The following is a 22,439-nucleotide window of genomic DNA, read 5'->3' as shown; positions in this document are numbered from 1 at the left end:
CACCCCCCAGGTCATGCGATCGACAGGGGGCAACAGTCATGCCGGACCCGGAGGCCAGGAGCCCCGTTTCAGGGCCACGAAGAAGGTAACGGGGGGTTCGGTCAGCCGCCGTCGGTGAGTTGCCGCCCGGAGAGGTACCGGAGGTGCCGGGTGAAGACGGCCTCGGGGTCGGCGCCGGTGCGGGCGATGAGGATCAGGGCGGTCACAGCCGCGTCGCAGGCCTCGGCGTGGACCTGCTCCAGGGTGTGGGAATGGCCCTTGCGGGGGTTCATCCCGAGCACGCCGATGACGGCCTCGGCGACTTCGCCGCTCTCCTCCGCGAGCTTCAGCGCCTGTCCGAGCATCACCTGTTCGGGCGGGCAGTCCGAGAGTGAACTCAGGCTTTCGGCAAGGGACTTGATGATCATCCAGGTGTCCGTCACGGCGTTGGATCCTGCCCCTGTTCGATCGGCTCGTTCAACCCCGGAGGTTCCGGGCGAGCCCGGGGCGAACAGCCCGTTTTCGATTCCGGGGGGAGCGGTGAGGGGCCACTGTCCGCGCCCGGGCAGGAACCGTCCGGGCGGTTGGCGTCCCATCCACAAGAGGTCGGACAGCGATCGAAAAATTAAGTGTCACCGATCAGTTCGAGACTGGTAGCGTCCCCGACGTGGCAAAGCTGAACCAGATCATCGCCGTTGAAAAGGGCGTCAAGTCCAAGTCCTTCCAGGAGCTGACGCAGGCCCACCAGGACCTGCAGAAGCCCGCGCTGCTGGCCGGCATCTCCCGGACCTACCAGCCCAAGGACGAGGAGGGCGAGCAGCTGCCGCCGGAGTCGACCCGGGTGCAGCTGAAGGCCGAGGACATCCTGCGATCCACCGCGCAGACCCTCACCCGGCTGTTCGACGTGACGGCCACCAAGGACTGGGCCAACATCGGGGCCAGTGCGGACGTCGTGGTGGACGGCCAGGTGCTCCTCGCCCGGGTGCCGGTGCCGTACCTTCTCTTCCTGGAGAAGCAGCTCACCGACCTGTTCACCTTCGTGAAGAAGCTCCCGGTGCTGGACGCCTCCGAGTCCTGGAACCTGGACCCGTCCACCGACTCCTGGAAGACGGAACCGGTGCGCACCATCCGGACCAAGAAGGTGCCGCGCAACCACGTCAAGGCCGAGGCCACCGAGAAGCACCCGGCCCAGGTCGAGGTCTACTACGAGGACATCGCGGTCGGCTACTGGACCACGGTCAAGTTCTCCGGTGCGCTGCCGGCCCGCCGGGTGAACGAGCTCGCCGAGCGGGTCGAGAAGCTCCAGCAGGCGGTCAAGTTCGCCCGCGAGGAGGCCAACGCCGTCGAGGTCACCGACCAGCGGGTGGGTGACGCCGTCTTCGGCTACCTGTTCCGGTAGCCCCATGATCGCCCGCCCGGGGAGCCGGGCGGGTGCGCCGGGCACGTCACCTCGTCCGCGGAGTCGGACGGGTGCGTTGCACGACGCGAAAAGCTGACACTGATGTTGAAGCTGACCCAGGGGTCACAGTGGAGGTTCGAATCCTTCCCCCGGCGCCACAAGCCGGGGTAGCCCAAGCGGCAGAGGCAGGCCCCCTGAATCTCAGACTCTCGCTCCAGTCTCAGCATTCGCTGCCGAACACCGGATCGACCGGGTGCGGACGAATATCGACGAATGCGGGTTCAAGTCCCGTCTGTGCCGCTCCGTGGCACGGTAGTTCAAAGGCAGAACGCGTCGGTTTCAATCTGATCCGCGACCCTTAAACGTGCCGGTGTGAACAATTGGGCGGCACACAGGGGCCCGGGAGCAGGCTACGCTCCCGGGTCCTCTAGCTTTCCGTGATCACGACGGCCCGTCACCTATGGTGACGGGGTGAGCGGCCGGGCCCCCGAGGTCGTCGCCGACGCGCCCTCGGCCACCACGACGGCCGAGCCCGGCGAAGGAGTCCTCTTCGACTGCCGCAACTTCCACCGGGTGCAGGACTTCGAAGGCGGCCGCCGGATCACCCTCTCCTTCTTCCTGGGATTCACCATGTCCGGCGAGCTGGTCGCCTGGTCCTGACGCCCACCGCCCCGGGCCCGACGGCCGCCGTCCCCGGCGGTCGGCGGGGACGGCGGAGGGCAGGGTGCCCGTGTCGGTCACTCGAAGCGCGTCGGGTCGCCGGCGCCGATGCGGACGATCTCGGCCGTACCGCCGGAGAAGTCGACGACCGTCGTCGGCTCCGTCCCGCAGTCGCCGGAGTCGACCACGGCGTCCAGCACGTGGTCCAGCCGCTCCTTGATCTCCCAGCCCTGGGTCATCGGCTCGTCCTCGCCGGGGAGGGTCAGGGTGCTGGAGAGGAGCGGCTCGCCGAGTTCGGCGAGCAGGGCCCGGGTGACGACGTGGTCGGGGATCCGGACGCCGACCGTCTTCTTCTTCGGGTGCAGCAGACGGCGCGGCACCTCCTTGGTGGCGGGGAGGATGAAGGTGTAGTTGCCCGGGGTCGCCGCCTTGACGGCGCGGAAGACGTTGTTGTCGATCTGGACGAACTGCCCCAGCTGCGCGAAGTTCTCGCACATCAGGGTGAAGTGGTGACGGTCGTCGAGCCGCCGGATCGTCCGGATCCGTTCGACGCCCTCGTGGTTGCCCATCTGGCAGCCCAGGGCGAAACAGGAGTCGGTCGGGTACGCGATGAGGGCCCCGGAGCGGAGGCTGTCGGCCACGGTGCTGATGGTGCGGGCCTGGGGGGTCTGCGGGTGCACGTCGAAGTACTTCGCCATCCGCCGACCCTACGGGATCCACCCGGCCGCGGTACCGCATCGCGCCACCGGTGCGGTGTCGGGCGGCCGGGCGCACCGACCGTTCGGGGTCGGCCCGGTGGCGGGCGCACCGCACCCGGGGCCCTCCGACCGGGCTCAGATCCGGGCGACCACGGCGTAGCGTTCGTCGTCCACCGGGCCGCCCCACAGGTCCGCGTTCCCGCTGAGCGGCTCGATCCGCAGATCGGCGACCAGCGGACGCAGCACGGACGCCAGGTGCTCCGCGGTCACCCCGCCGTTCCACGGCAGGAGTTCCGTCCCGGCCGCGTACGGGACGCCGGCTTGCCCGGATTCGCGCCACCGGCCCTCGACCAGCACCAGCCGGCCGCCGGGCCGCAGCCGGTGCACCCACTCCCGCAGAGCGGCCTCGGGGTCGGGCAGCGTCCACACCAGATGACGCGACAGCACGACGTCGAAGGCCTCACCGCCGGTCGGCGGCGCAGCCGCCTCACCCACCAGGAAGCGGCCGGACACGCCGGCACCGGACAGCTTCCTCCCGGCCTGCTCGACCATCCGCGGCGCCAGGTCCACGCCGGTCACCCGGTGCCCGGCCTCTGCCAGGAGGAGGGACAGCGAACCGGTTCCACACCCCACGTCGAGGACGTCGAGCGGGCCCGACGGCACCCACGTCCGCAGCAGCCGCGCCCACGCGGAACGCGTGTGCCCGGCCCTCAGCCCGTGATCGGGCTCCTCGTCGAATCCCGCCGCGGCGGCGTCCCAGTACTCGGCGATGGCGGCGCGCGGGTGCCGACCGGCGTGGTCACTCATGACGGGCATCCTCGCACCCGGCACTGACACACCGTCGGGCCCCGGGCCCGGTGCCTCCGCCCACTGCGGCACCGGCCGCCGGCGAACGGCGCCGCCGGTGGTCGGTGTCGTCAGTGGACCTGTTCCGTGGCGCCGCTCGCGGCGGCGCGTTCGATGGCTGCGAGCAGCCGGTGGTGGGCGGCGGCCGTGTGGAAGTCGGGGCGGGGCGGGCGTCCTTCGGCGATCGACCGGGCGATCTCCTCGTAGACGGCCGCGACGTTGGCGACCGGACCGGCGGCGGGGTCGAAGGGGACGGTCCGGTAGCCGGCGGGCACCTCGACCTGCTCGCCCTCGATCCGGATGTCCCAGTCGGTCCAGTGCATGTACGTGCCGGGCCGGGTGGGAGTCGCCGTCAACGTGCCCTCGGAGCCGACGAGTTTGACGAGGAAGCCGTCCGGGCTCCCGCTGCCTCCGTGCACCGCGACGGACGCCGTGGCGCCGTTCTCCCGGACGCCGTGGACCAGCACCTGCGCGGGCACCCCGTTGGGCACCGTCCGCCCCGTTCCCTCGACTTCGACGCGGTCGTGCGGGCGGGGCAGCCTCGCGGAGACCTCGACCAGCCGGCCCGCCATGCGGTCCAGTGCGGCCAGGAAGTGGCCGGCCATGACGGTCAGGAGCGAGGTGCCCGCGGCCGGGTCGGTGGTCCACGCCAGGTCCGGTGCGATGCGCGCGCCGCCCAACGGGGCGCCCGAGGCGATCGGTACGGCCGATTCGAGCCGGCCGATCCTGCCTGCGGCGACCAGGTCGGCCACGTGGCGGGCGTCGGGGGCACAAGTCGCTGTCGCGTACGGTTCGTCCACGCCCCGTTGTCCTGAACGGCGCGTGCCGGGCCCGCCCCGGCGCGCCTAGGTTCACCGCCATCCGCACGACCGGCGACCTCAGGAGCGATCCACGTGAACTGGCTGATCCACGACTACCGCGAGGACGACCTGGCCGCCGTCGTCCATCTGATCGACAGCACCGCCGGGCTCGGGCAGGAGTCCGTGTTCTCGCTCGCCGAGTGCATCGCCGCGCTCACCGCGCGCCAGCCCGCGGTCGTCGCGGTGCACGACGGCGCGCCGATCGGGGCGGCGCTCGCGCAGGTCGCGGCGGCGGGCGAGCGGGCCTGGGTGATGCGCGTGGCGATCGCCCCGGCCTGGCGCGGGCGCGGCCTGGCCAGCGCGCTGCTGCGGGAGCTGGAGCGCAGGCTGGTCGAGGCCCGCGTGCGGCGGATCGCCTACGTGCTGCCGGAGGAGGAACTGATCGGCGAGGGGCTGCGCAACGCCGGGTACGAACGGCGGCCCGCCGCCGCGTACTTCGAGAAGACCGAGCCCGCCGCGGGGCCCGCCGCCGGCACCCTGGACGAACTCGGGGGGCGCGTGCTGAGCGGGGACCTGTGGGACCGGGTGGCCGGGATGACCGCCGAGAAGGAACTGATCGAGCGGCGGGTCGTCCTGCCGCTCGCGCAGCCCGAGCGCGCGGCCCGGCACGGCGTCCGGCCGCCGCGCGCGATCACCCTCTTCGGGCCGCCCGGCACCGGCAAGACGACCTTCGCCCGCGCCATCGCCTCCCGCCTCGGCTGGCCGTTCGTCGAGCTGCTTCCCTCCCGCCTCGCCGACGAGGGCAACCTCGCCGCCGCGCTGCGCAGCGCGTTCGCCCGGATCGGCGAGCTGGAGCGGGTGCTGGTCTTCATCGACGAGGTGGAGGAGATCGCCCCCGTGCGCGGCGGGGCCGGTTCGGCCGGCGCGATGCACGGGGTGACCAACGAACTGCTCAAGCTGATCCCCGGCTTCCGCGAGCGGGACGGTCGGCTGCTGGTCTGCGCGACCAACTCCGTGCGCTCGCTCGACCCGGCGTTCCTGCGCACCGGCCGGTTCGACTACGTCATCCCGATCGGCACCCCGGACCCGGACGCCCGCGCCGCGATCTGGTCGCGTCACGCCCTCGACACCGACCGCCTCGACGTGGACGTCCCCGCCCTGGTGGCCGCGAGCGAGCGCTTCTCTCCCGCCGACATCGAACACGCCGCACGCCTGGCGGCCCAGACCGCCTTCGAGCGCGACGACGCCGTCCCGGGGGCGACCACCGCCGACCACCTCGCCGCGATCGGTGCCAGCCGCCCGACGGTCACGGCCGCCATGATCGAGGACTTCCACACCGACATCGGCACGCACGCCCGCCTGTGACCCCGGCCGGGGCCGGAAGGAGCCGGGTCAGTCCTGCGGCTCGGGGCCGTCGGGGTCGCCGGGGCCGCCCGGTTCGGACGGCGGCCGGCCGGCCGGAGCGGGCATGGGCGCGGGCATGGACGTCGATGTGAACGGCCCGGCGGACCGGGGCGGCGCCTGGCCGGGCGGGGCGATCGGCCCGTCCGGGATCCTCACCTCGGCCACCTCGTCCAGCGGGGCGACGGTCAGGGCGACGCCCTCGTCGTGGACGAGCGCGCCGAGCTCGTCCGCCGCCAGCCGGTAGGCCACCTCGTCGCCGACGGTGTGCTGGTAGCCGAGGACGTCAGTCAACTGCCGTGCCCGCTCGGCACGTTCGTCCCCGAGGTGCTGCCACAGGTCCGGCGGCAGCAGGACCTTGGACTTGGCGAACCGCTGCCCGATGTCCACGAAGTTCCGGATGCAGGCGTCGCGCTTGTCGTAGAGGTCCTGGGGGTAGCGGTACTCGCGGCCGCTGAACTCGATCCACGTCCGGTCGTCCGCCGCGCCGAACGACGTCGACACCGTCGCCGCCACGTCCAACTGGTACGTCTCGTCGTCCGGCCGGTTGGTCAGGCGCAGGCGCGACCCGGCGGCGATGGGTTCGATCGCGTAGGACACCACGACCTTGCGCGCGGCCGTCCGCAGGTCGAGCCGGGGGTTCGCCACCTCCACCACCTCGGTGAAGGTGTGCTGCCCGGACGCTCCCGTGAGCGGCACACCGTCCACGGTCCAGGTCACCGTCACGGGAACGCCGCCGGGCGGGTAGGTCGCTTCGAGGACGGCCTGCTGCCGCCGCGCCAGCTCGCGGTACTCCCAGGTGCCCTCGACGCACAGCTTCTGGCCCGGCCCCCAGGTGGTCGCGCCCGTGCTGCGCAACTCCTCGCCCACGGTGTCCGTGCGGTCGGTGAACCCGATCGACACCGGGCCGACCCTCCCCGGGCGCAGCCGGACCGTCACCGTGTGGTCCTCGGGGGACCGGCCGACCACCTCCATCCCGAAACCCGGTCCGTTGTAGACGCTGCCCCAGGCGCCGAAGGCGACCGGCAGTCGGAGCAGCCCCAGGTAGGTCGTAGCGAAGGTGCCCGGGTGGCGCGTGTCGCCACTGCTGCCGCGGCCCTGGGCGACGATCAGGGCGGGCGACCCCTGGCCCCGGTCCCAGTCGGCGTCCTCCCGGTACTCGATGACGTAGTTCGTCCCGTCGGCCGCCAGCACCTCCACCGCCTGTGGCGCCGTCCGGGGGACCCTGCCGAGCCAGTGCCTGCTGCGCAGGGTGAACTCGGCGGGGCCGGAGGCCGCGGGCAGGTTGTAGGTGTCCGCCTGGATCCAGCCGCGGCCCAGCGCCGTGGTCGCGTTCAGGCTCGGGCCGAGCGCCGAGTACTCGGGTCGGCCGTCGCGCGGGGCGGCCGGGAAGTAGGGGCCGCCGATGTTGCCGTAGGCCATCGCACTCATGATGCAGTACGGGTGCGCGTAGCCCCCGTAGTCCTCCCCGGGGTCCTTGAACGCCGGGTCGCCGAACGAGTGGGACAGGCCCAGGGCGTGGCCCAACTCGTGTGCCAGGAAGTCGAACCGGTCGCCCGCACTGATCACGATCCCGTGGTGCTTGCGGTGCCGCGAGGTGGCCCCGGTCGACCCGCCGTCGGCGGGATGGCCTTTCGGCAGGCCCAGCACCACGACGACCACGTCGAAGGACGAGAAGTCGATGTTCCGGTCGTCCTCCATGGCCCGGATCACCGTGTCGACCGTCCTCGTCCGGTTGGACAGGTCGGGCGCCGGGTCCTCGAAGACGGCCCAGTCGAAGACCTGTCCGTCGAGCAGCATGTCGTTGTCGGTCTGCTTGAGCCAGTACGCCGCCTGCCCGTGCGTCGGGCTGAAGAGGTAGGAGACGTACCAAGGGGCGTCACCCGGCACGTTGATCGGCTGTCCGGCCGGGAACGCGGCGAGCAGGACGGCGGTTCGGACGACGGGCACGATCGCTCTCCCTCATGCGCGGGACGGCCGCGGCCGACGCCGGCGCTCTCGGTCCTCGCGGCTGCAGGGCTTCGCGGTTGCACGGCTTCGTGGCTTCGTGGCCTCGCGGCCCTCACGAACGAGCGCAACTGTCGCACGGGCGGGGGCCACGGCTTCGCACCGGACCGTCCGGCGTGTTGCAGGGTGGAGGGCCCGGCCGGGGGAGTCCGTCCGGGCCGTCCGGGTGTCGGCCGTCCTGCAGGGCTCTCCCCGCCGTCGACCGGGCCGGGCACCGGGCGTGGTGCCCGGCCGTTGTCGGGGTGGTTCAGCGGGCGCTGCCGAGGTTTCGGTCGCCGTCGGTGCCCTGGAGCATGAGGGTGGTCTCCTCTATGCGGCGGAAGCGGCCGTCGGGGGCGAACTCGCCGAAGAGGTAGACCTCCATGCGGACGGTGGTTCCGTCGGTCTTGACGACGGTCATGGTGTGGCGGTCGGCGTAGCGGTTTCCGGCGGTGAGTTCGTCGTGGACCTCGACGGAGCCGTCGGCGACGACGGTGCGCAGGTGGGCGATGTGGTCGAGGAACTCGGCGCGGTCGGCCCACTCGCCGTCGGTGCGCTGGCGGTAGTCGGGGGCGAAGTGCCGGTCGGCGGCTTCGTCGAGGTCGAGGCCGGGGGTGAGGAGCAGGTCGGTGAGGGCGGCGCGGACGTCGGTGTGGGTCACGGGGATTCCTTGGGTTGGGTGCGGGGGTGTCCCGCTGTGGGTCGAGCAAAGATGCGTGCCTGAAGCACGCTTATGACCGTAGCGGAAAAGCGTGCTCGGTGCACGCTAATCTGGTGGGGTGAAGCACTCGCCCTCGCACTCGACCGGACACGACATCGCCGACGCCCTCGGGCTGCTCCTGCGGCGCAGCACCCGCGCCCGCCTCCACACCCAGCTGACCGAGGGGCTGGGGGAGGCGATCGACGACCTCACCTACCCCGTCCTCAGCGGTCTGGCCCGCACCGGCCCGTGCAGCGCCGCCGACCTCGGCCGCGAGATCGGGCTCGACCGCACCACCGTCACCCGCCGCGCCGACCGCCTGGAACAGGCCGGCCTGCTCCGGCGCCGGCCCGACCCGGCCGACGGCCGCGTCACCCTGCTCGACCTCACCGACGACGGCCGCGCCGTCATCGAGGCGACGAGGCAGCGGCTCGCCGCCGGCATCGAGGACGCCCTCGCCGGCTGGCCGCAGGACGACGCCCGGACCTTCGCCCGCCTGCTGCGCCGCTTCGTCGACGAGGGGCCCTTCGCCGGGGACCACGACTGACCGGCCGTTCCGGTTCCCCCGGTCTTCCGCCCACCGTGGAACGGCTTTCTTCGCCACGCCGAATCGCCGGGCCCGTCGCAATGCGCAGACCTGAGGTTTCGCTCTCGGGGGACAGCCGGAGGCGACCTCCTGGGCCGCGGGAACGATCACTCTGCTGATTGGATGTCGCCGCTACTCCTGCTCGTTGGCAGCTGCGTCCGTCATGCCGGCGCGGAGCAGTTGGCGCGCGAGTTCGGCAAGGGCGCGACCAGCGGCGTACTCGTCGCCGATCTCCGGGACGGGTGGGTCTTGGGGGTTGCGCCGGGCGGTGGTGCGGGCTTCCAGGGTGTTGTCCCCGGTGTCGAGGACGGCGTGGACCTTGGTGGTGTCGTCCTCCTCGAAGAGGTCGAGGCGGAGGGTCCACTGCTTGGTGCGCATTCGTGCCGGGGTCTTGGTGGTCATGTCCGGGCCTCCGGATCGGGTGGGCCCGGGGCAGCGGGCCCCGGGCTTGCGGGTGACGGAGATCAGCTTCGGGTGATGTCGATCGTGCGGGCGGGCTTCTTGGCCTCGCCGACGGGTGCGCGTACGGTCAGGACCCATGGTCGGGGGGAACTCCTGAGCAGTTCGCCGGCCATGACGGCCACCAAGGGGCGGCGTTGTGGTGGTTCCAGCGTCGCGCGGTGGCCGCGGTGGGCGGGAGGACGGCCGGACCCCACTGGCTGGGCCGACCGGCCCTGCGTGGCGCGGTCGCCGTGGTTCCCCGCGGGGTGCCGTGCCAGGTCGGCTCGGCAGGTCGTCCACGGGACGGCGGCCGGGCAGCGGGGCCGGTCGGATCGCAGTGGCCGGGCGGTGTCTCCAACCGGGCGAAGCCTCCGTCGGCCACGGCACGTGCGGTTCCGCGGTCATCGGGTGCGCCCCTCCCCGATGACCGGCGGCCCGTTCGGGCGGATGATCCGGCCGGAGATGCCGGTGGGCCGGATGCGCATCCAGGTGTCCCGGGTGCCGCCTGCCCAGGGGCGGGGGTCGGCGTGCCGCCGGAGCCGGCGCACGGCGTCCTCGTCGGAGACCGTCGAGGCGGTGCCGTTGACCAGGACGCTCCATCCGGTGGCGAACAGCTCGTCCAACTGGTCCACCTCGAAGGCGACTTCGCTGTCGGCGGTCCCGGCGAGGGTGCCCTCCGATCCGGTGCGGTAGAGGATGGTGGAGTCCAGTACCCGGTAGTTGACGGGCAACGCCACCAGGCCGTGCGGTGCGGTGAGGATCACCCGGCCGATGCCGCAGGCGGTGAGTTTGGCCCAGCACCCTGCCGGGTCCAACGTCTCCAGCACAACGTGGGCGTTGGCGCGGGCCCGGCCGGACAGGACGCCGCGCCCGCCACCGAGCAGGTCGGTGACCGTGGTGTCGAGAGCGTCCGCAAGCCGGGTGAGCGTGCCCACGCCGACCACGACGGGATGTGTTTCCAGGTGCTCCAGGAACCCCGGATCCAGGCTGGCACGCTCCGCCACCAGTTCGCGGGTGAGGCCGAGTTGGGTACGGCGTCGGGCGGCTCGTCGGCCGAGGTCGCCGGGGTCCGCCGTGTCGGTGCGTTCGTTCGTGGTCTTCATGACGACCTCCGGGGTCAGGCCGTGGCGCGGTCCGGCACGATCACCAGCGGCACGGTGCAGCGGTGCACCAGGGCGCGGCCGGTGGAGCCGAACAGCAGGCCGCGGAAGCCGCCGAGGCCCCGGCTGCCGATCACCAAGCAGTGGGAGCGGGTCGCGACGGCGGCCAGCATGGGGGCGGGGGATCCGGTGAGCACCTCGTGCCGCACCCGGATGTCCGGGTACTTCTCGTGCCACCCGGCCAGCGCCTCGGACAGGTTCACCAGGGATTCCTCGATCAGATCGGGCAGGCCCGCCCCGGCCGGGCGCCGGACCTCCACCGCCAGTACGTCGGTCCTGGCCATCGAGGCTTCCTCGAAGGCCAGGCCGACCGCCTCGTGGGAGGCCCGGGAGCCGTCCACCCCGACCACGACCGGCCCGGGGCCGGAGACGCCTCCGGCGGGACCGGAGATGCCTTCGGCGGGACCGGAGATGCCCTCGGCGGGTTCGGGGACGAGCGTGAGAGGGCAGTTCAGGTGGCCGGCCAGCGAGGCGCCCCGGGAGCCGATCGGCAGCGCGGAGCGTACCTCGCTCAACCGGCGGACACCGAGCACGAGTTGCGAGGCCTCGTCGGCCGCCTCACGCAGGACCCGCACGGGCCGGCCCTCGGCCAGCTCGGACGTGATATCCAGCCCGGGGTGCCGCTGGTCGGCCAGCAGCCGTGCGGCGCCCAGCACCGCCTCCCCGGCGGCCCGCAGGCCGGTCTCCCAGGGGTGGCCCGCTTCACCGGCGGTTCGTCCGGTCGGCCACTCCTGCGCGTGCAGCAGCCGCAACGGCAGGTGGCGCCCCGCCGCCTCGTCCGACGCCCAGCGCACGGCCCACCGGCTCGCCTCGGAGCGATCGACTCCCACGATCACGGGGCGGCGCGTCTCGAAGCCGTCCATCACAGACTCCTTCGTGGCCCCGGCCGGTCCCGTCACCGGCCCTGTGCGGAGCCTCGGTCACCCTCATCGTCGGCCGCCGCCGACCGACCGGGGCAGGGCCGGTCGGGCCAGAGCCGCGAGCCGTTGGGCCCCGACGGCCCGAGCGGTTCCCGGCCGTCTTCCGCGGCGGGGTGATCATGGTCAGCGACTGCGGCCGGGTCCCTGCTGCCCGGGCGCCGTCCCAGGGAGGCGGACGCAGGCCCGCCCGGCCTGCGCGGGGTGAGTGGACGCGAGGACCCTCGAAGCCAGGTCGTCCGGCGTACCGGGCGACCTGACGGTTCTCCTGCGGTGCGGTGAGCTCGGCCGTCACTGCTCAGGAAGGTGCGAAGGGGTCCAGGTAGGCGTGGAGGTTGGAGCGGAAGCGCAGCCACCTCGATCCGTCCGTGGAAACCGGCGGACGCAGCGGGACGTCCACCTCCACGTCCACGGTTCGGACCTGTAGCTGCTGCTCCAGCTCGTACTCCAGCCGAGCGGGCCGGGGGTGCAGCATCTGGCGCTTGGACCTGACCGCCTGGAATTCCTCGACGAGCGCCTGGAGGTGGTCGTCGGAGGGGCTTCGTCCTGTCTCCACCGCATGGCGCGCGTCCATCAGACGTCCGTACAGCCGCCCGTAGTCGGCATTGAGTCGGGCCGCGTCCACCGCACCGCGGGAGTAGTTCCGGGCCCGTGGGTAGGCTGCGGCCAATGCCGTCAGCAGGGACACGACCGCGACGAGCACCACGGCCCAGGTCGCCCTGTTCGACGAGATCAGTGTCCAGGCGGCGCCGCTCGTCACGGCGCTCAGGGCGACCGCCGAGACCTGGAAGAAATCGGCCTTGGCCTGGAGCTTCGCGCTGTAGTTCCCGAGGTGCTCCGCCCAGTACTCCGCGTCGTGGAGGCAGATGTCCAATCGCTCCTCACACACGGGAATCCCGATCTGCGGTGCTACGTAGACGATTTGCGCAGACATGTTCATCAGCCCGTCTCGTTCGGGTCCCTCTGCTCTCACCACCCAGCCTTCCGTGGACGCAGTGGTGGCAGGAGGGCCGAACGGTCCTCGGCCGTGCGGCAACGGTCGCGCTGTGAGGCGCCCTGCTTGCGGAGCGACGCTGGAGGTGTTGCGAACGTCGAGCGTGCCCGTTCGGCCGGTAGGGAGTGGGGGCCGGCTCATGACGGGCGTGGGGACCGCATCGCGGAGGTGCTCCGGATGAAGGCGAACGGGGTTCTGGACCGGGTCGCGGATCCCCGGGAGGCGCTGGACTTCCCCGCCTCAGTGAGGGGGATCCGGGTGCGGGCCGGTGGCTCGCCGCTCGGCGTCGGTGTGCGTGTCGTCGACCTCGAAGGCGAGCGACTGGCGGACGGCGACCACCCCGTCCAGTGAACGGCACATGCCCTCGATGACGGGGATGAGACTCTTGCGTGCCACCCTGCCCGTCAACGTCACGACGCCGTCGTCGACGGTGGCCTCCACCGCCTCGGCCGGCACCCACAGGGTGCTGAGGAGGACGTCGTCGGCGATCTCCTCGCGGATCGAGTCGTCGTCCCGGAGGAAGGGGCGGAGGAGATCGCTGCGGCTGACGATCCCGGTCAGCCTTCCGTCCCGGTCGATCACGGGTAGCCGTTTGAGCTTCTTGCGGTGCATCACCCGGGCGGCTTCCACGAGGGTCCACTCGGCGTGTGCGGTGACGACGGGGCTGGTCATCATCCCTTCGGCGGTCTCCGCCTCGGCGCGATGGCGCTCGTGCGGACGGATCCAACGGGACACCGGGCGGTCCTCGCCCAGCAGAGCCGCTTCCCTGCGGATCAGGTCGGCTTCGGAGACGATCCCGACCGGGTGGCGACGGTCGTCGACGACCGGTACGGCGGTGATGTCGTTGCGGTGGAGGAGGCCGACGATCTCCTTGAACGTGGTCCCGGGACGGGCGGTGACGACCGCGCGCGTCATGACGTCCCCGACGGTTCGGTACTGCACTGCCTGCTCTCCTTCCGGCGCTCTGCCGGTTCCTGCTCCCCTTCCGGCGCTCTGCCGGTTCGCGGGCGCCGTTCACCCGGTTGCGGGCCCGGTGCTGTGCGGCACCACCACGACGGGCAGGTGGGCGTGGTGGACGATCTCGGTGCTGGTCGAACCGAGTGAGAGCCGGCCCCAGAGGCCGGCGCCGCGGGATCCCACCACCAGCAGGGCGGCGTCCTGGCTCGCGTCCAGCAGGACCTGGGCGGGTCGGCCGCGGTCACAACGCACCTCGATCTCCACGTACGGCTCGCCGACCTGCTGTCGAAGTTCCTCGACCGCGTCCGTCACGTCACGGGCGACGGCGTTCTCCAGGTTCGGTGACGGTTCACCGCTCGAAGCCCAGCCCGTCATGGCACGCGTCCCGGGCTCGGCGTGTTTGCCGCCGAAGGCACAGACGACCCGCACACCGACCCCGCGCAGCTGCGCCTCGCGAAGTGCGAAGAGCACGGCCCTGCGGGCGGGCTCGGAGCCGTCCGTGCCGACGACGATCGGTCCGGCGGGGCCTGGTGCGGCAGTGGTGTTCACGGAGACCTCCAGGGCGTGCGACCCCGAGTACGACCTGACGGCGGACTGCCCGGCCCGGCCCCGCAGGTTCGGGGAGGCCCGGTGCGGGTCGGTTCGCTGATCTTCATGATCCTCCGGGAAGCGCGCGGCGGCACGTCCGTCCGCGTCCCGAGTGCCCGGGAGGCGGTTGCTCCGCGACGGGGACGGGCCGAGTCTGGAGGAGCGGGGTACGGTCCGCGGGCGCACGAACGGAGGTGGCCCCCGGAGGATGACGCTCACGGTGGCTCTGGCCGGCGACACGATGCTCGGGCGTGCCGTCGCCGAGGAGATCCGGCGTTCGCCGACGCCGGGGACGCTGCTCTCCACCGAGGTGCGGGAGGCACTGGCGGCCGTCGATCTGGTCGTGCTCAACCTGGAGTGCTGCGTCTCGGACCGCGGTGAGCGGTGGCCGGACGCGGACAAGCCGTTCTTCTTCCGAGCCCCGCCCCAGGCTGCCGCCGTCCTCGCGGAGCTGGGGGTGGACTGCGTGACGCTGGCCAACAACCACGCGCTGGACTACGGCGCCGACGCGCTCGCCGACACCGGCACCCTGCTGGAACGCGCCGGTGTCCGGGCGGTCGGCGCCGGGCGGGACGGGGCGGCAGCGCGGGAGTTCGCCGTGCTGGAGGCCCGTGGAGTACGGCTGGCGGTGGTCGGGGTCACCGACCACCCGGCGGACTACGCGGCCGGGGTGCGCCGCCCCGGGGTGGCGTGGGCCGACCTGTGGACGGGAGTGCCCGACTGGCTGACCGCGCTGGTCGCCCGGGCCGCCCGGGCGGCCGACGCGGTGCTCGTCACCCCGCACTGGGGCCCCAACATGACCTCACGGCCGCCACCGCACGTACGCGAGGCGGCCCCGCGGCTGCTGGCGGCCGGGGCGACCCTGGTCGCCGGGCACTCCGCCCACGTGTTCCACGGCGTCGCCGACCGCGTCCTGTACGACATGGGCGGCTTCGTCGACGACTACGCGGTCGACCCGGTGCTGCGCAACGATCTCGGGTTGCTCTTCCTGGTGACGCTGGACGGCCCTGACCGCGCGCACCTGGCGCCGGTCCGACTGGAAGCCCTGCCGCTGGCCCTCGGGTTCTGCCGCACCCGCCCCGCCCGGGGAGCCGAGTGGGAGTGGATCCGCCGACGGTTCACCACCGCCTGCGCCGAGTTCGGCACCGAGGTGGGCGAGCGGGACGGCCGGCTGACGGTCGACTGGACCTGAGGACCGGGAACAGGTCCGCAGGTTACCGAGGCCGCTCCCGATCGGTCACGGCGCCCGGTGCCCGTGCTGCGCGGAGATCCGGTGGGCGTGCGCGACGATCTCGGCGGCCGCGTGCTCCCCGACGCCCAGGGCGTGGGTGAGCCGGTGGGCGCTCCAGCCGTGCCGGGCGAGCAGGACGGGCACCGGGTGGTGCGGGGTCTCCTCGGCCGCGGCCGAGGAGACCCGCGCGGGCGGGACAGCGGGCGTCGGCGCGGCCGTGCGGCGCCTGACGACCGCGCGGCGCAGTTCGTCCGCTCCCCAGACCAGGAACGGGAACGGTGCCACGGTGAACAACTGGGCGGGGGACAGGGATGCCGTGCCGAACACCCTGTGCAGTGCGGGCAGGTAGACGACCGCAGTGGCGAACGCGAGCGAGAAGCCGATGCCTCCGAGCAGCTGCGGATTGCTGAACACACCGATGGCGCGCAGCGGCGCCCGGTCGGTCCGGGCGGCGAAGGCGGTGCCGATCTGGCAGGCGACGATGCCCAGCCAGGCGACGGTCGTGGCCTGTTGGTACGGCAGGTGGAGGGCGGTGCCCGGACCGGTCGGATCTCCGGGGTGCCAGCCCTCGACGCCGAGGGTGAGGAAGAAGCCGCCCATGACCAGCGCGGCGGAGATCAGGCCGAGGAAGCCCCAGGCCCGGGCGAGCATGGCCGGCCGGATCACCTTCTCGGAGCGGGGCCGGGGCGGCCGGTCCATGAGGCCCGGTTCGGCGCGCTCGCGGCCGAGGGCGAGGGCCGGGAGGGTGTCGGTGCCGAGGTCGATGGCGAGGATCTGCATCACCGTCAGGGGGAGTGGCACGGCGCCGCCGGCGAGCGCGAAGACCAGGAAGGGGACGACCTCGGGAACGGCGTGGGTGAAGATGTAGACGATGAACTTGCGGATGTTGTCGTAGGTGCGTCGCCCTTCCTCGACGGCCGCGATGATCGTGGCGAAGTTGTCGTCGGTGAGCACCATCGTGGCGGCTTCCCGGGCGACCTCGGTGCCGGAGCGACCCATGGCGACGCCGATGTCCGCGCAGCGCAGGGCGGGCGCGTCGTTGACGCCGTCGCCGGTCATGGCGACGGTGTGGCCCTCGGCCCGCAGCGCGTCGGCGATCCGCAGCTTGGCCTCGGGTGAGGTGCGGGCGAAGATCACCTCCTCGCCGCGGGCCAGGAGGGCGTCCAGGCGGTCCTCGCCCATCGCGTCGAGCTCGGTGCCGGTGACGATGCGCATGCCGCGGTGGCCGATGCCGACCTGCTCGGCGATGGCGGCCGCCGTCAGTCCGTTGTCGCCGGTGACGACGTGCACGGTGACGCCGGCCCGGTGGGCCTGCCGGATGGCCTCCGCCACCTCGGGTCTGGGCGGGTCGGCCATGGCGACCAGGCCGAGGAGACAGAGGTCCCGCTCGGCCTCCTCGCGGCGGTCCGGGGGCGATTGCCCGGGCGGGAGCGGCCGGCGCGCCACGGCGAGGACGCGCAGCCCGCACGCCGCCAGGCGGCCCACGACGCGCACCACGTCGGTCCGGTCAGCCGGGGTGAGGGGTCGTGCGGTGCCGTGCTCCAGCAGGTGGGTGGCGTGGGTGAGCACCTCCTCCGGGGCCCCCTTGGTGTGCAGGACGGCCGTGCCGTCGCGGGCGTCGACGGTGGTCATGAGCTTGACGCGCGGGTCGAAGCGGAACACCGCCCGACGCTCTCCGTCCCTGCGGGCGGGCGTGCGGCCGGAACCGAGGCGGGCCGCCAGGTCGAGGAGCGCGAGCTCGGTCGGGTCACCGTGGCCCGCCGCGGGGTCGGCGGTGGTGCAGGTGGCAGCGGCGTCGGCGAGCGACCGGGCCTCTTCACCGGTTTCGGCGGCCCCGTCTGCTCCGCTCTCGCCCCCTCCGGCACCCGGAGTCCACACCTCGGTGACCCGCATCCGGTTCTCGGTCAGCGTGCCGGTCTTGTCGGTACAGATCACGGTCGTCGAGCCGAGGGTCTCCACGGCGGACAGCCGCTTCACCACCGCGCCGCGCCCGGCGAGGTCACGCACCCCGGAGGCGAGCGCGAGGGTGATCGTCGGCAGCAGGCCCTCGGGCACGTTGGCGACCAGCAGACCGATGGCGAAGGCCACCGCGGCGGTCAGCGAGAGCCCCGCCGCCAGACCCATCGGCAGGAACGCCAGCCCCACGCCGACCGCGATCACGGCGATCAGCCGGGCCACCCGCTTGACCTGGTACTCCAGCGGACTCTCCTCGCGCCGGGTGCGCTGGCTGAGCGCGGCGATCCGGCCGAGCTCGGTGCGCATACCCGTCGCCGTCACCACCGCCCGGGCTTGGCCTCCGGTGCACGCGGAGCCGGAGAACAGCAGGTCGCGGGCGTCCAGCAGCGGGCCGGAGCAGTCGATGAACTCGGTGGAGCGGAACACCGGCACGGACTCGCCGGTCAGCGCGGAGAGGTCGACTTCCACCCCGCCCGCCAGCAGCCGGGCGTCCGCCGGGACCCGGTCGCCCTCCTCCACCAGCAGGACGTCGCCGGGCACGAGCTCGGTCGCCTCCACCGTCCGGCGGCGGCCGCCCCGGACCACCGCCGCCTCCTCGGGCAGGAAGCCCGCCAGCGCCTCCACCGCGCGTTCGGCCTGCCGCTCCTGCCCGAAGGCGAGCAGGGCGTTCAGCACGATCACCGCCACGATCGCGCCCGCCAGGTTGAGAGCCCCGCTCACGGCCGCCAGTACCGCTGCGAACGCCAGCAGCAGCGCCAGGGGGTGGGTGAACTGGCGGGCCAGCTCGCGCGGCCAGCGACGGCCCTCCCGGCGTTCGAGCGTGTTGGGCCCGTAGACGGTCTGCCGCCGGGCCGCCTCGCGTTCGGTGATCCCGTTCGTGGACGTCCTCAGGTCCCGGAAGAGCAGGCCGAGGGGCTCACGCGGGTCGGGGACCTCACCGTCGGCAACCGGTGGCGCCGACTGCAGGGCCGCCCGGGCGTCGGCGGTCACGGTCGGCTCCGGTCGTCCGTCGGGCCGGGCCCGGAGGCGTCGGTTCCGAGGACAGGTGCCAGGTGTTCACCGGCGGTCGTCATCACATCCTCCACCGGGTCGTGCGGACTGCCCCGGACACCACCGTAGGGACGGGACCCGGGCCGGAAGCAGGGCCGATCGGCCCCCTCGGCCGGGGCCGGTCCGCACGCCGCAAGCCCCCGGCCGGACCGCCGGACGGTGTCCCACGGCCCCTGCCCGAACGATGCCGTCGCGACGAGAGTGGGCAGCGAGCCCGTTCTCCGAGGAGGTGGCCGAGATGATCCGCGTCAATGTCCTCACCCGGCCCGCCCGCCCGCAGCAGCCCCCGCCGCCGGACCTGCGCACCCCGTCCGGCCGCCCGCTGCCGTACTGACACCTGGAAACGCCGTGAACGCCCACCGGCCGCTGCTGACCGCGACCGACGTCCGCAAGGTCTACCGGACCGGAACCGTCGAAGTGACGGCCCTGCGCGATCTCGACCTCACCGTCGAGCACGGGGAGTTGGTCGGCGTGATGGGTCCGTCGGGCTCCGGGAAGACGACCCTGCTCAACTGCCTCTCCGGCCTGGACGACATCGACGCCGGCCGGGTCGAGGTGGACGGCCGGGACCTGTTCGCGATGTCCGACGCCGAACGCACCGAACACCGGGCCCGCGCCATGGGCTTCGTCTTCCAGGCCTTCAACCTCATTCCCGTCTTCACCGCCGCCGAGAACGTCGAACTCCCCCTGCTGCTCACCGGAACCCCGCCGCACGAGGCACGCGCCCGTGCGATCGGCATGCTGGAACGGGTCGGCCTCACGGACCGCGTGACGCACCGCCCGAGCGAGCTGTCCGGCGGCGAGCAGCAGCGGGTGACCATCGCCCGGGCGCTGGTCGCCCGCCCGGCCGTGGTCTGGGCCGACGAACCCACCGGGAACCTGGACAGCACGATGGCCGCCCAGGTGATGGACCTGCTGACGGCGCTGAACCGCGACGAGGGGCAGACCATCGTGCTGGTCACCCACGACGAGGCGATCGGCCGCCGGCTCCCGCGGCTGGTCCGGATGCGCGACGGCCGACTGGTCTCCGACCACCGGCAGGCCGCCCTGCAGGACGCGGGCTGAGCGATGTACCCGAACCTCCTGGTCCCGGTGGTCGGGTCGGTGCTCGCAGCCCTGCTGGTCCTGCTCGTGGTCGCCGTACGGCAGCCGGTGGCCCGGCGGCTCGCGCTGCGCCAGGTCGCCCGCCGTCGCACCGAGGCGGCCCTGGTCGTGACCGGTTCCGTGCTGGGCACGGCCATCATCGTGGCGTCCCTCGTCGTCGGCGACACGCTGAACTTCTCGGTCCGGCAGCAGGCCTACCAGACGCTCGGCCCGGTCGACGAACGGGTCGTCACCACCGACGCCGCCACCGGACGGGCCGTGGCGGACCGGCTGCGGCCGCTCGCGGCCGACCCGGCGGTCGACGGAGTCCTCACCGCCCAGGTCGCCCAGGCGTCCGCCGTGAACCGCAGCGGCCCCCGGCCGGTGGCCGAACCCCGGGTGCTCGCGTGGCAGACGGACCTCGACGCGGCCGGCCGCTTCGGCGCGGCAGGAGGGGACCCCGGGCTGCACGGCCCGGCACCGAACCCCGGCCAGGTGGTGCTCAACGAACCGCTCGCCCGGTCGCTCCGGACGGGCAGCGGGCAGATGATCACGCTCTACCTGTACGGTCGGCCGGTCGACTACCGGGTGGAGCGGGTGGTGCCGCAGCAGGGCCTGGCCGGAGCCGGCCTGGGCGGCCGCGTGAACCGCGACGTCTTCCTGCCGCCGGGTGCCCTGGACGCCGCGAGCGCCGCCGCGGGCACGCAGCCCCTGTCGGTGACGATGGTCTCCAACCGGGGCGGTGTGGAGGGCGGGGAGAAACTCACCGACCCCGTCACCGCGAAGATCCGCACCGCCCTCGGCCCCGACGCGAGCCGGGCCCTGGTCGACGCCCCCAAGCACACCGTGCTCCAGGAGGCGAAGCGGACCGGCGACGTCCTCGGGGCACTGTTCCTCATGATCGGCAGCTTCAGCATCATCGCGGGCGCGCTGCTCCTGGTGAACATCTTCGTGATGCTCGCCGAGGAACGGAAGCCGCAGCTGGGCATGTTGCGGGCGGTCGGCCTCAAACGCTCCCGCCTGGTCGGCTCCTTCACCCTGGAGGGCGCGGTGTACGCCCTCGCCGCCACGGTGCCCGGGGTGGCGATCGGCGTCGGCGTGGGCTGGGGAGTCGCCCTGGTCGCCGCCCGGATCTTCCGCGGCTGGTCGGCGGACGGCGGCGGGCTCTCCATCGTCTTCGCCGTCACGCCCACGAGCCTGCTGAACGGGGCCGCGATAGGACTGGTGATCGCTCTCACCGCGATAGCCGCCACCAGCACCCGGATCAGCCGCTTCAACGTCATCGCGGCCATCCGTGAACAGCCCGCCGGGACCGGGCGCGGGCCCCGCCGCCGACTCCTGGTGGTCTCCACCGTGCTGGCCGCGCTGTGCGCCGTGGCCGCCGTTCCGGCGATCGCCCGCAGCCAGGCGGAGCAGACCTACCTGCTGCCGGCCCTGGCCGTCGCCCTCGCCGTCCCCGCCGCCCGGCGAGCATGGCCGCGCCGCGCCGTCGTCAGCGCCGCCGCCGGCCTCGTCCTGGTCTGGTCCCTGACGGCCAGCGTGGTGCGTCCGCGCGTGTTCGACACCCCGTCGATGGCCGTGTACGTGATCCTCGGCAGCCTCGCCGCCTTCTCCGCGGTGATCCTCGTCAGTGAGAACCAGCAGGTCCTGTTCCGGCCGCTGCGCCGGATCATGGCACGCCCCACCCAGCAGGGCCTCGCCCTGCGGCTGGCCGTCGCCTATCCGCTCTCCAAGCGCTTCCGCACCGGCTCCACCCTGGTGATGTACACCCTCATCGCACTGGTCCTGGTGCTGCTCACCGAGATCTCCGGCCTGGTCAACGCCAGCGTCGGCCAGGCGACCCGGGACGCGACCGCCGGCTACACCCTGCGGCTCGACTACAACCCGCAGGCGGTCGGCGGCGACCCGCTCACCGCGCTGCGGCCCGGGCAGCCGGCCTCCCGGGTGACTGCCGTGACCCCGCTCCTCACCGCACGCGGGCAGGCGACCGACCCCGGTCACCGCACGACACGCCCGTTGGACACGGCGGTCGTCGGCGTCCCGGACGGTGCGATCAGGAACATCGCCTTCCGGGACCGCCTGCCCGGCCTCGCCGACGATCCGGCCGTCTGGCAGGCGCTCGCCACCGACCCCCAGTACGTCGTCGTGGACGGCTTCTTCGGCTCCACCGGAGGCCCCCAGGGCAAGTTCTTCGCTCCCGGCGACACCCTCACCCTCACCGATCCGGGAAGCGGGCGTTCCGAACAGAAGGTGATAGCCGGCGTGCTGAAGAGCGGCCTCGCGTTCTACCCGGCCGACGGGAACAGCGCCACCAGCTACCCGCTGATCTCCGGTGATCAGGGCGTGGCCCGGCAGTTCGGCGCCGATGCGAGGACGGCCGCCGCCCTGGTCCGCACGGCCCCCGGGGTCTCCCCGGACGACCTGGCCGGGCAACTCCAGGGCGAGCACCTCTCGGCCGGCCTGGTGGCCAGCCCGATCGCCTCCGACGTGCACCGCCTGTTCGCCGCCGACACCGCCTTCTTCCAGCTGATGCAGGGCTTCCTCGCCCTCGGCCTGCTGATCGGGATCACCGGTCTCGGCGTCGTCATGGTCCGGGCGGTCCGCGAACGCCGCCGTACCATCGGCGTGCTGCGCGCGCTGGGTTGTCAGGCCCGGACCGTCGAGCACTCCTTCCTCTGGGAGGGCGGCTTCGTGGCACTGGAGGGAGTCCTGCTCGGCAGTGTCCTGGGCGTGCTCACCACCTGGCTGATGTACCAGAAGAGTTCCGCCTTCACCGGGCTCGAAGGCGGCTTCCCGATCGAGTGGGGCCCCGTCCTCGGCCTGGCCGGTGCCACCCTGCTGGCGTCCCTGCTGGCCGCACTCGGCCCGGCCCGGCACGCTGCCCGGATCCGGCCGGCCCTGGCGGTCCGCCTGTCGGACTGAACGGGCAGGCTGCGGGCCTCCGTTGCCCGCCGGGGGCCGTCGTCGAGGGCCCCGTGCAGGTAGCAGCCCGCGACTTCGACGCCCG

20 protein-coding genes are annotated in these 22,439 nt (G+C 73.1%); 7 read left to right on the top strand and 13 right to left on the bottom strand.

Features of this window, described 5'->3' with window-relative positions; genetic code table 11:
- Positions 1-101: 101 nt before the first annotated feature.
- Positions 102-422 (bottom strand): MazG-like family protein, encoded by a 321-nt coding sequence (locus ACZ7KX_RS29685; RefSeq protein WP_470329148.1) that lies wholly within the window; start codon positions 420-422, stop codon positions 102-104.
- Between the two features lie 224 nt (positions 423-646).
- Between ACZ7KX_RS29685 and ACZ7KX_RS29680 the strand changes: the two genes are divergently transcribed.
- On the top strand, positions 647-1,378 hold the full coding sequence (locus ACZ7KX_RS29680; RefSeq protein ID WP_350520460.1) for a DUF7873 family protein: 732 nt from the start codon (positions 647-649) through the stop codon (positions 1,376-1,378).
- A gap of 471 nt (positions 1,379-1,849) precedes the next feature.
- Positions 1,850-2,038 carry a hypothetical protein gene (locus ACZ7KX_RS29675; protein WP_470329147.1) on the top strand — a complete coding sequence of 63 codons (189 nt, stop codon included), beginning with the start codon at positions 1,850-1,852 and terminating at the stop codon, positions 2,036-2,038.
- 77 nt (positions 2,039-2,115) lie between these two features.
- Here ACZ7KX_RS29675 and ACZ7KX_RS29670 read toward each other — a convergent pair whose 3' ends face one another.
- From ACZ7KX_RS29670 to ACZ7KX_RS29660, 3 genes are all read right to left on the bottom strand, one after another.
- Positions 2,116-2,736, bottom strand: a complete 621-nt coding sequence (locus ACZ7KX_RS29670; protein WP_470329146.1) for an L-threonylcarbamoyladenylate synthase — start codon at positions 2,734-2,736, stop codon at positions 2,116-2,118.
- 135 nt (positions 2,737-2,871) lie between these two features.
- Positions 2,872-3,543, bottom strand: a complete 672-nt coding sequence (locus ACZ7KX_RS29665; RefSeq protein WP_470329145.1) for a class I SAM-dependent methyltransferase — start codon at positions 3,541-3,543, stop codon at positions 2,872-2,874.
- Positions 3,544-3,653: 110 nt separating this feature from the next.
- Positions 3,654-4,382, bottom strand: a complete 729-nt coding sequence (locus tag ACZ7KX_RS29660) for a Gfo/Idh/MocA family protein (RefSeq protein ID WP_470329144.1) — start codon at positions 4,380-4,382, stop codon at positions 3,654-3,656.
- A 93-nt stretch (positions 4,383-4,475) separates the two neighbouring features.
- Here ACZ7KX_RS29660 and ACZ7KX_RS29655 point away from each other — a divergent pair, with 93 nt between their 5' ends.
- Positions 4,476-5,747, top strand: coding sequence for an ATP-binding protein (locus ACZ7KX_RS29655; protein WP_470329143.1), 1,272 nt, complete (start codon positions 4,476-4,478; stop codon positions 5,745-5,747).
- Positions 5,748-5,774: 27 nt separating this feature from the next.
- Here ACZ7KX_RS29655 and ACZ7KX_RS29650 read toward each other — a convergent pair whose 3' ends face one another.
- Positions 5,775-7,733 (bottom strand): zinc metalloprotease, encoded by a 1,959-nt coding sequence (locus ACZ7KX_RS29650; protein ID WP_470329142.1) that lies wholly within the window; start codon positions 7,731-7,733, stop codon positions 5,775-5,777.
- A 304-nt stretch (positions 7,734-8,037) separates the two neighbouring features.
- The gene (locus ACZ7KX_RS29645; protein WP_470328584.1) at positions 8,038-8,430 is read right to left on the bottom strand and encodes a nuclear transport factor 2 family protein; all 393 of its coding nucleotides are present in this window, start codon (positions 8,428-8,430) and stop codon (positions 8,038-8,040) included.
- A gap of 118 nt (positions 8,431-8,548) precedes the next feature.
- Between ACZ7KX_RS29645 and ACZ7KX_RS29640 the strand changes: the two genes are divergently transcribed.
- On the top strand, positions 8,549-9,016 hold the full coding sequence (locus ACZ7KX_RS29640; RefSeq protein ID WP_470329141.1) for a MarR family winged helix-turn-helix transcriptional regulator: 468 nt from the start codon (positions 8,549-8,551) through the stop codon (positions 9,014-9,016).
- Between the two features lie 171 nt (positions 9,017-9,187).
- Here the strand turns inward: ACZ7KX_RS29640 and ACZ7KX_RS29635 are convergent, their stop codons facing one another.
- The 6 genes from ACZ7KX_RS29635 to ACZ7KX_RS29610 all read right to left on the bottom strand — a co-directional run bounded on the left by ACZ7KX_RS29635 (position 9,188) and on the right by ACZ7KX_RS29610 (position 14,073).
- The gene (locus ACZ7KX_RS29635) at positions 9,188-9,457 is read right to left on the bottom strand and encodes a dsRBD fold-containing protein (RefSeq protein WP_470329140.1); all 270 of its coding nucleotides are present in this window, start codon (positions 9,455-9,457) and stop codon (positions 9,188-9,190) included.
- 440 nt (positions 9,458-9,897) lie between these two features.
- Positions 9,898-10,599, bottom strand: coding sequence for a helix-turn-helix domain-containing protein (locus tag ACZ7KX_RS29630; RefSeq protein WP_470329139.1), 702 nt, complete (start codon positions 10,597-10,599; stop codon positions 9,898-9,900).
- 14 nt (positions 10,600-10,613) lie between these two features.
- On the bottom strand, positions 10,614-11,519 hold the full coding sequence (locus tag ACZ7KX_RS29625) for a universal stress protein (protein WP_470329138.1): 906 nt from the start codon (positions 11,517-11,519) through the stop codon (positions 10,614-10,616).
- 352 nt (positions 11,520-11,871) lie between these two features.
- Positions 11,872-12,447 carry a hypothetical protein gene (locus ACZ7KX_RS29620; protein WP_470329137.1) on the bottom strand — a complete coding sequence of 192 codons (576 nt, stop codon included), beginning with the start codon at positions 12,445-12,447 and terminating at the stop codon, positions 11,872-11,874.
- A 360-nt stretch (positions 12,448-12,807) separates the two neighbouring features.
- Positions 12,808-13,509: a CBS domain-containing protein gene (locus ACZ7KX_RS29615; protein ID WP_470329136.1), complete on the bottom strand. Its 702-nt coding sequence runs from the start codon at positions 13,507-13,509 to the stop codon at positions 12,808-12,810.
- A gap of 72 nt (positions 13,510-13,581) precedes the next feature.
- Positions 13,582-14,073 carry a universal stress protein gene (locus tag ACZ7KX_RS29610; protein ID WP_470329135.1) on the bottom strand — a complete coding sequence of 164 codons (492 nt, stop codon included), beginning with the start codon at positions 14,071-14,073 and terminating at the stop codon, positions 13,582-13,584.
- A 247-nt stretch (positions 14,074-14,320) separates the two neighbouring features.
- Between ACZ7KX_RS29610 and ACZ7KX_RS29605 the strand changes: the two genes are divergently transcribed.
- Positions 14,321-15,304 carry a CapA family protein gene (locus ACZ7KX_RS29605; RefSeq protein ID WP_470329134.1) on the top strand — a complete coding sequence of 328 codons (984 nt, stop codon included), beginning with the start codon at positions 14,321-14,323 and terminating at the stop codon, positions 15,302-15,304.
- Between the two features lie 45 nt (positions 15,305-15,349).
- On the opposite strand, the gene ACZ7KX_RS29600 is transcribed toward ACZ7KX_RS29605, so the two are convergent.
- Positions 15,350-18,289 carry a cation-translocating P-type ATPase gene (locus tag ACZ7KX_RS29600; RefSeq protein ID WP_470329133.1) on the bottom strand — a complete coding sequence of 980 codons (2,940 nt, stop codon included), beginning with the start codon at positions 18,287-18,289 and terminating at the stop codon, positions 15,350-15,352.
- 408 nt (positions 18,290-18,697) lie between these two features.
- On the opposite strand from ACZ7KX_RS29600, the gene ACZ7KX_RS29595 reads away from it, so the two are divergent.
- Complete coding sequence (locus ACZ7KX_RS29595) at positions 18,698-19,414, top strand: ABC transporter ATP-binding protein (RefSeq protein WP_470329132.1); 717 nt, start codon at positions 18,698-18,700, stop codon at positions 19,412-19,414.
- Positions 19,415-19,417: 3 nt separating this feature from the next.
- Complete coding sequence (locus tag ACZ7KX_RS29590; RefSeq protein ID WP_470329131.1) at positions 19,418-22,354, top strand: FtsX-like permease family protein; 2,937 nt, start codon at positions 19,418-19,420, stop codon at positions 22,352-22,354.
- Positions 22,355-22,439 lie beyond the last annotated feature (85 nt).

It is taken from the genome of Kitasatospora sp. NPDC038210 (assembly GCF_055600605.1).
The sequence above is the reverse complement of the archived record's forward strand: the minus strand, read 5'-3'. Positions and strand labels throughout refer to the sequence as shown.

What these genes read in the sequence shown, in the direction of transcription:
- ACZ7KX_RS29665 (WP_470329145.1), bottom strand. Translation starts at nt 3,543, where the DNA reads ATGAGTGACCACGCCGGTCGGCACCCGCGCGCCGCCATCGCCGAGTAC.
- ACZ7KX_RS29590 (WP_470329131.1), top strand. Translation starts at nt 19,418, where the DNA reads ATGTACCCGAACCTCCTGGTCCCGGTGGTCGGGTCGGTGCTCGCAGCC.
- ACZ7KX_RS29625 (WP_470329138.1), bottom strand. Translation starts at nt 11,519, where the DNA reads ATGGACGGCTTCGAGACGCGCCGCCCCGTGATCGTGGGAGTCGATCGC.
- ACZ7KX_RS29670 (WP_470329146.1), bottom strand. Translation starts at nt 2,736, where the DNA reads ATGGCGAAGTACTTCGACGTGCACCCGCAGACCCCCCAGGCCCGCACC.
- ACZ7KX_RS29630 (WP_470329139.1), bottom strand. Translation starts at nt 10,599, where the DNA reads ATGAAGACCACGAACGAACGCACCGACACGGCGGACCCCGGCGACCTC.
- ACZ7KX_RS29635 (WP_470329140.1), bottom strand. Translation starts at nt 9,457, where the DNA reads ATGACCACCAAGACCCCGGCACGAATGCGCACCAAGCAGTGGACCCTC.
- ACZ7KX_RS29605 (WP_470329134.1), top strand. Translation starts at nt 14,321, where the DNA reads ATGACGCTCACGGTGGCTCTGGCCGGCGACACGATGCTCGGGCGTGCC.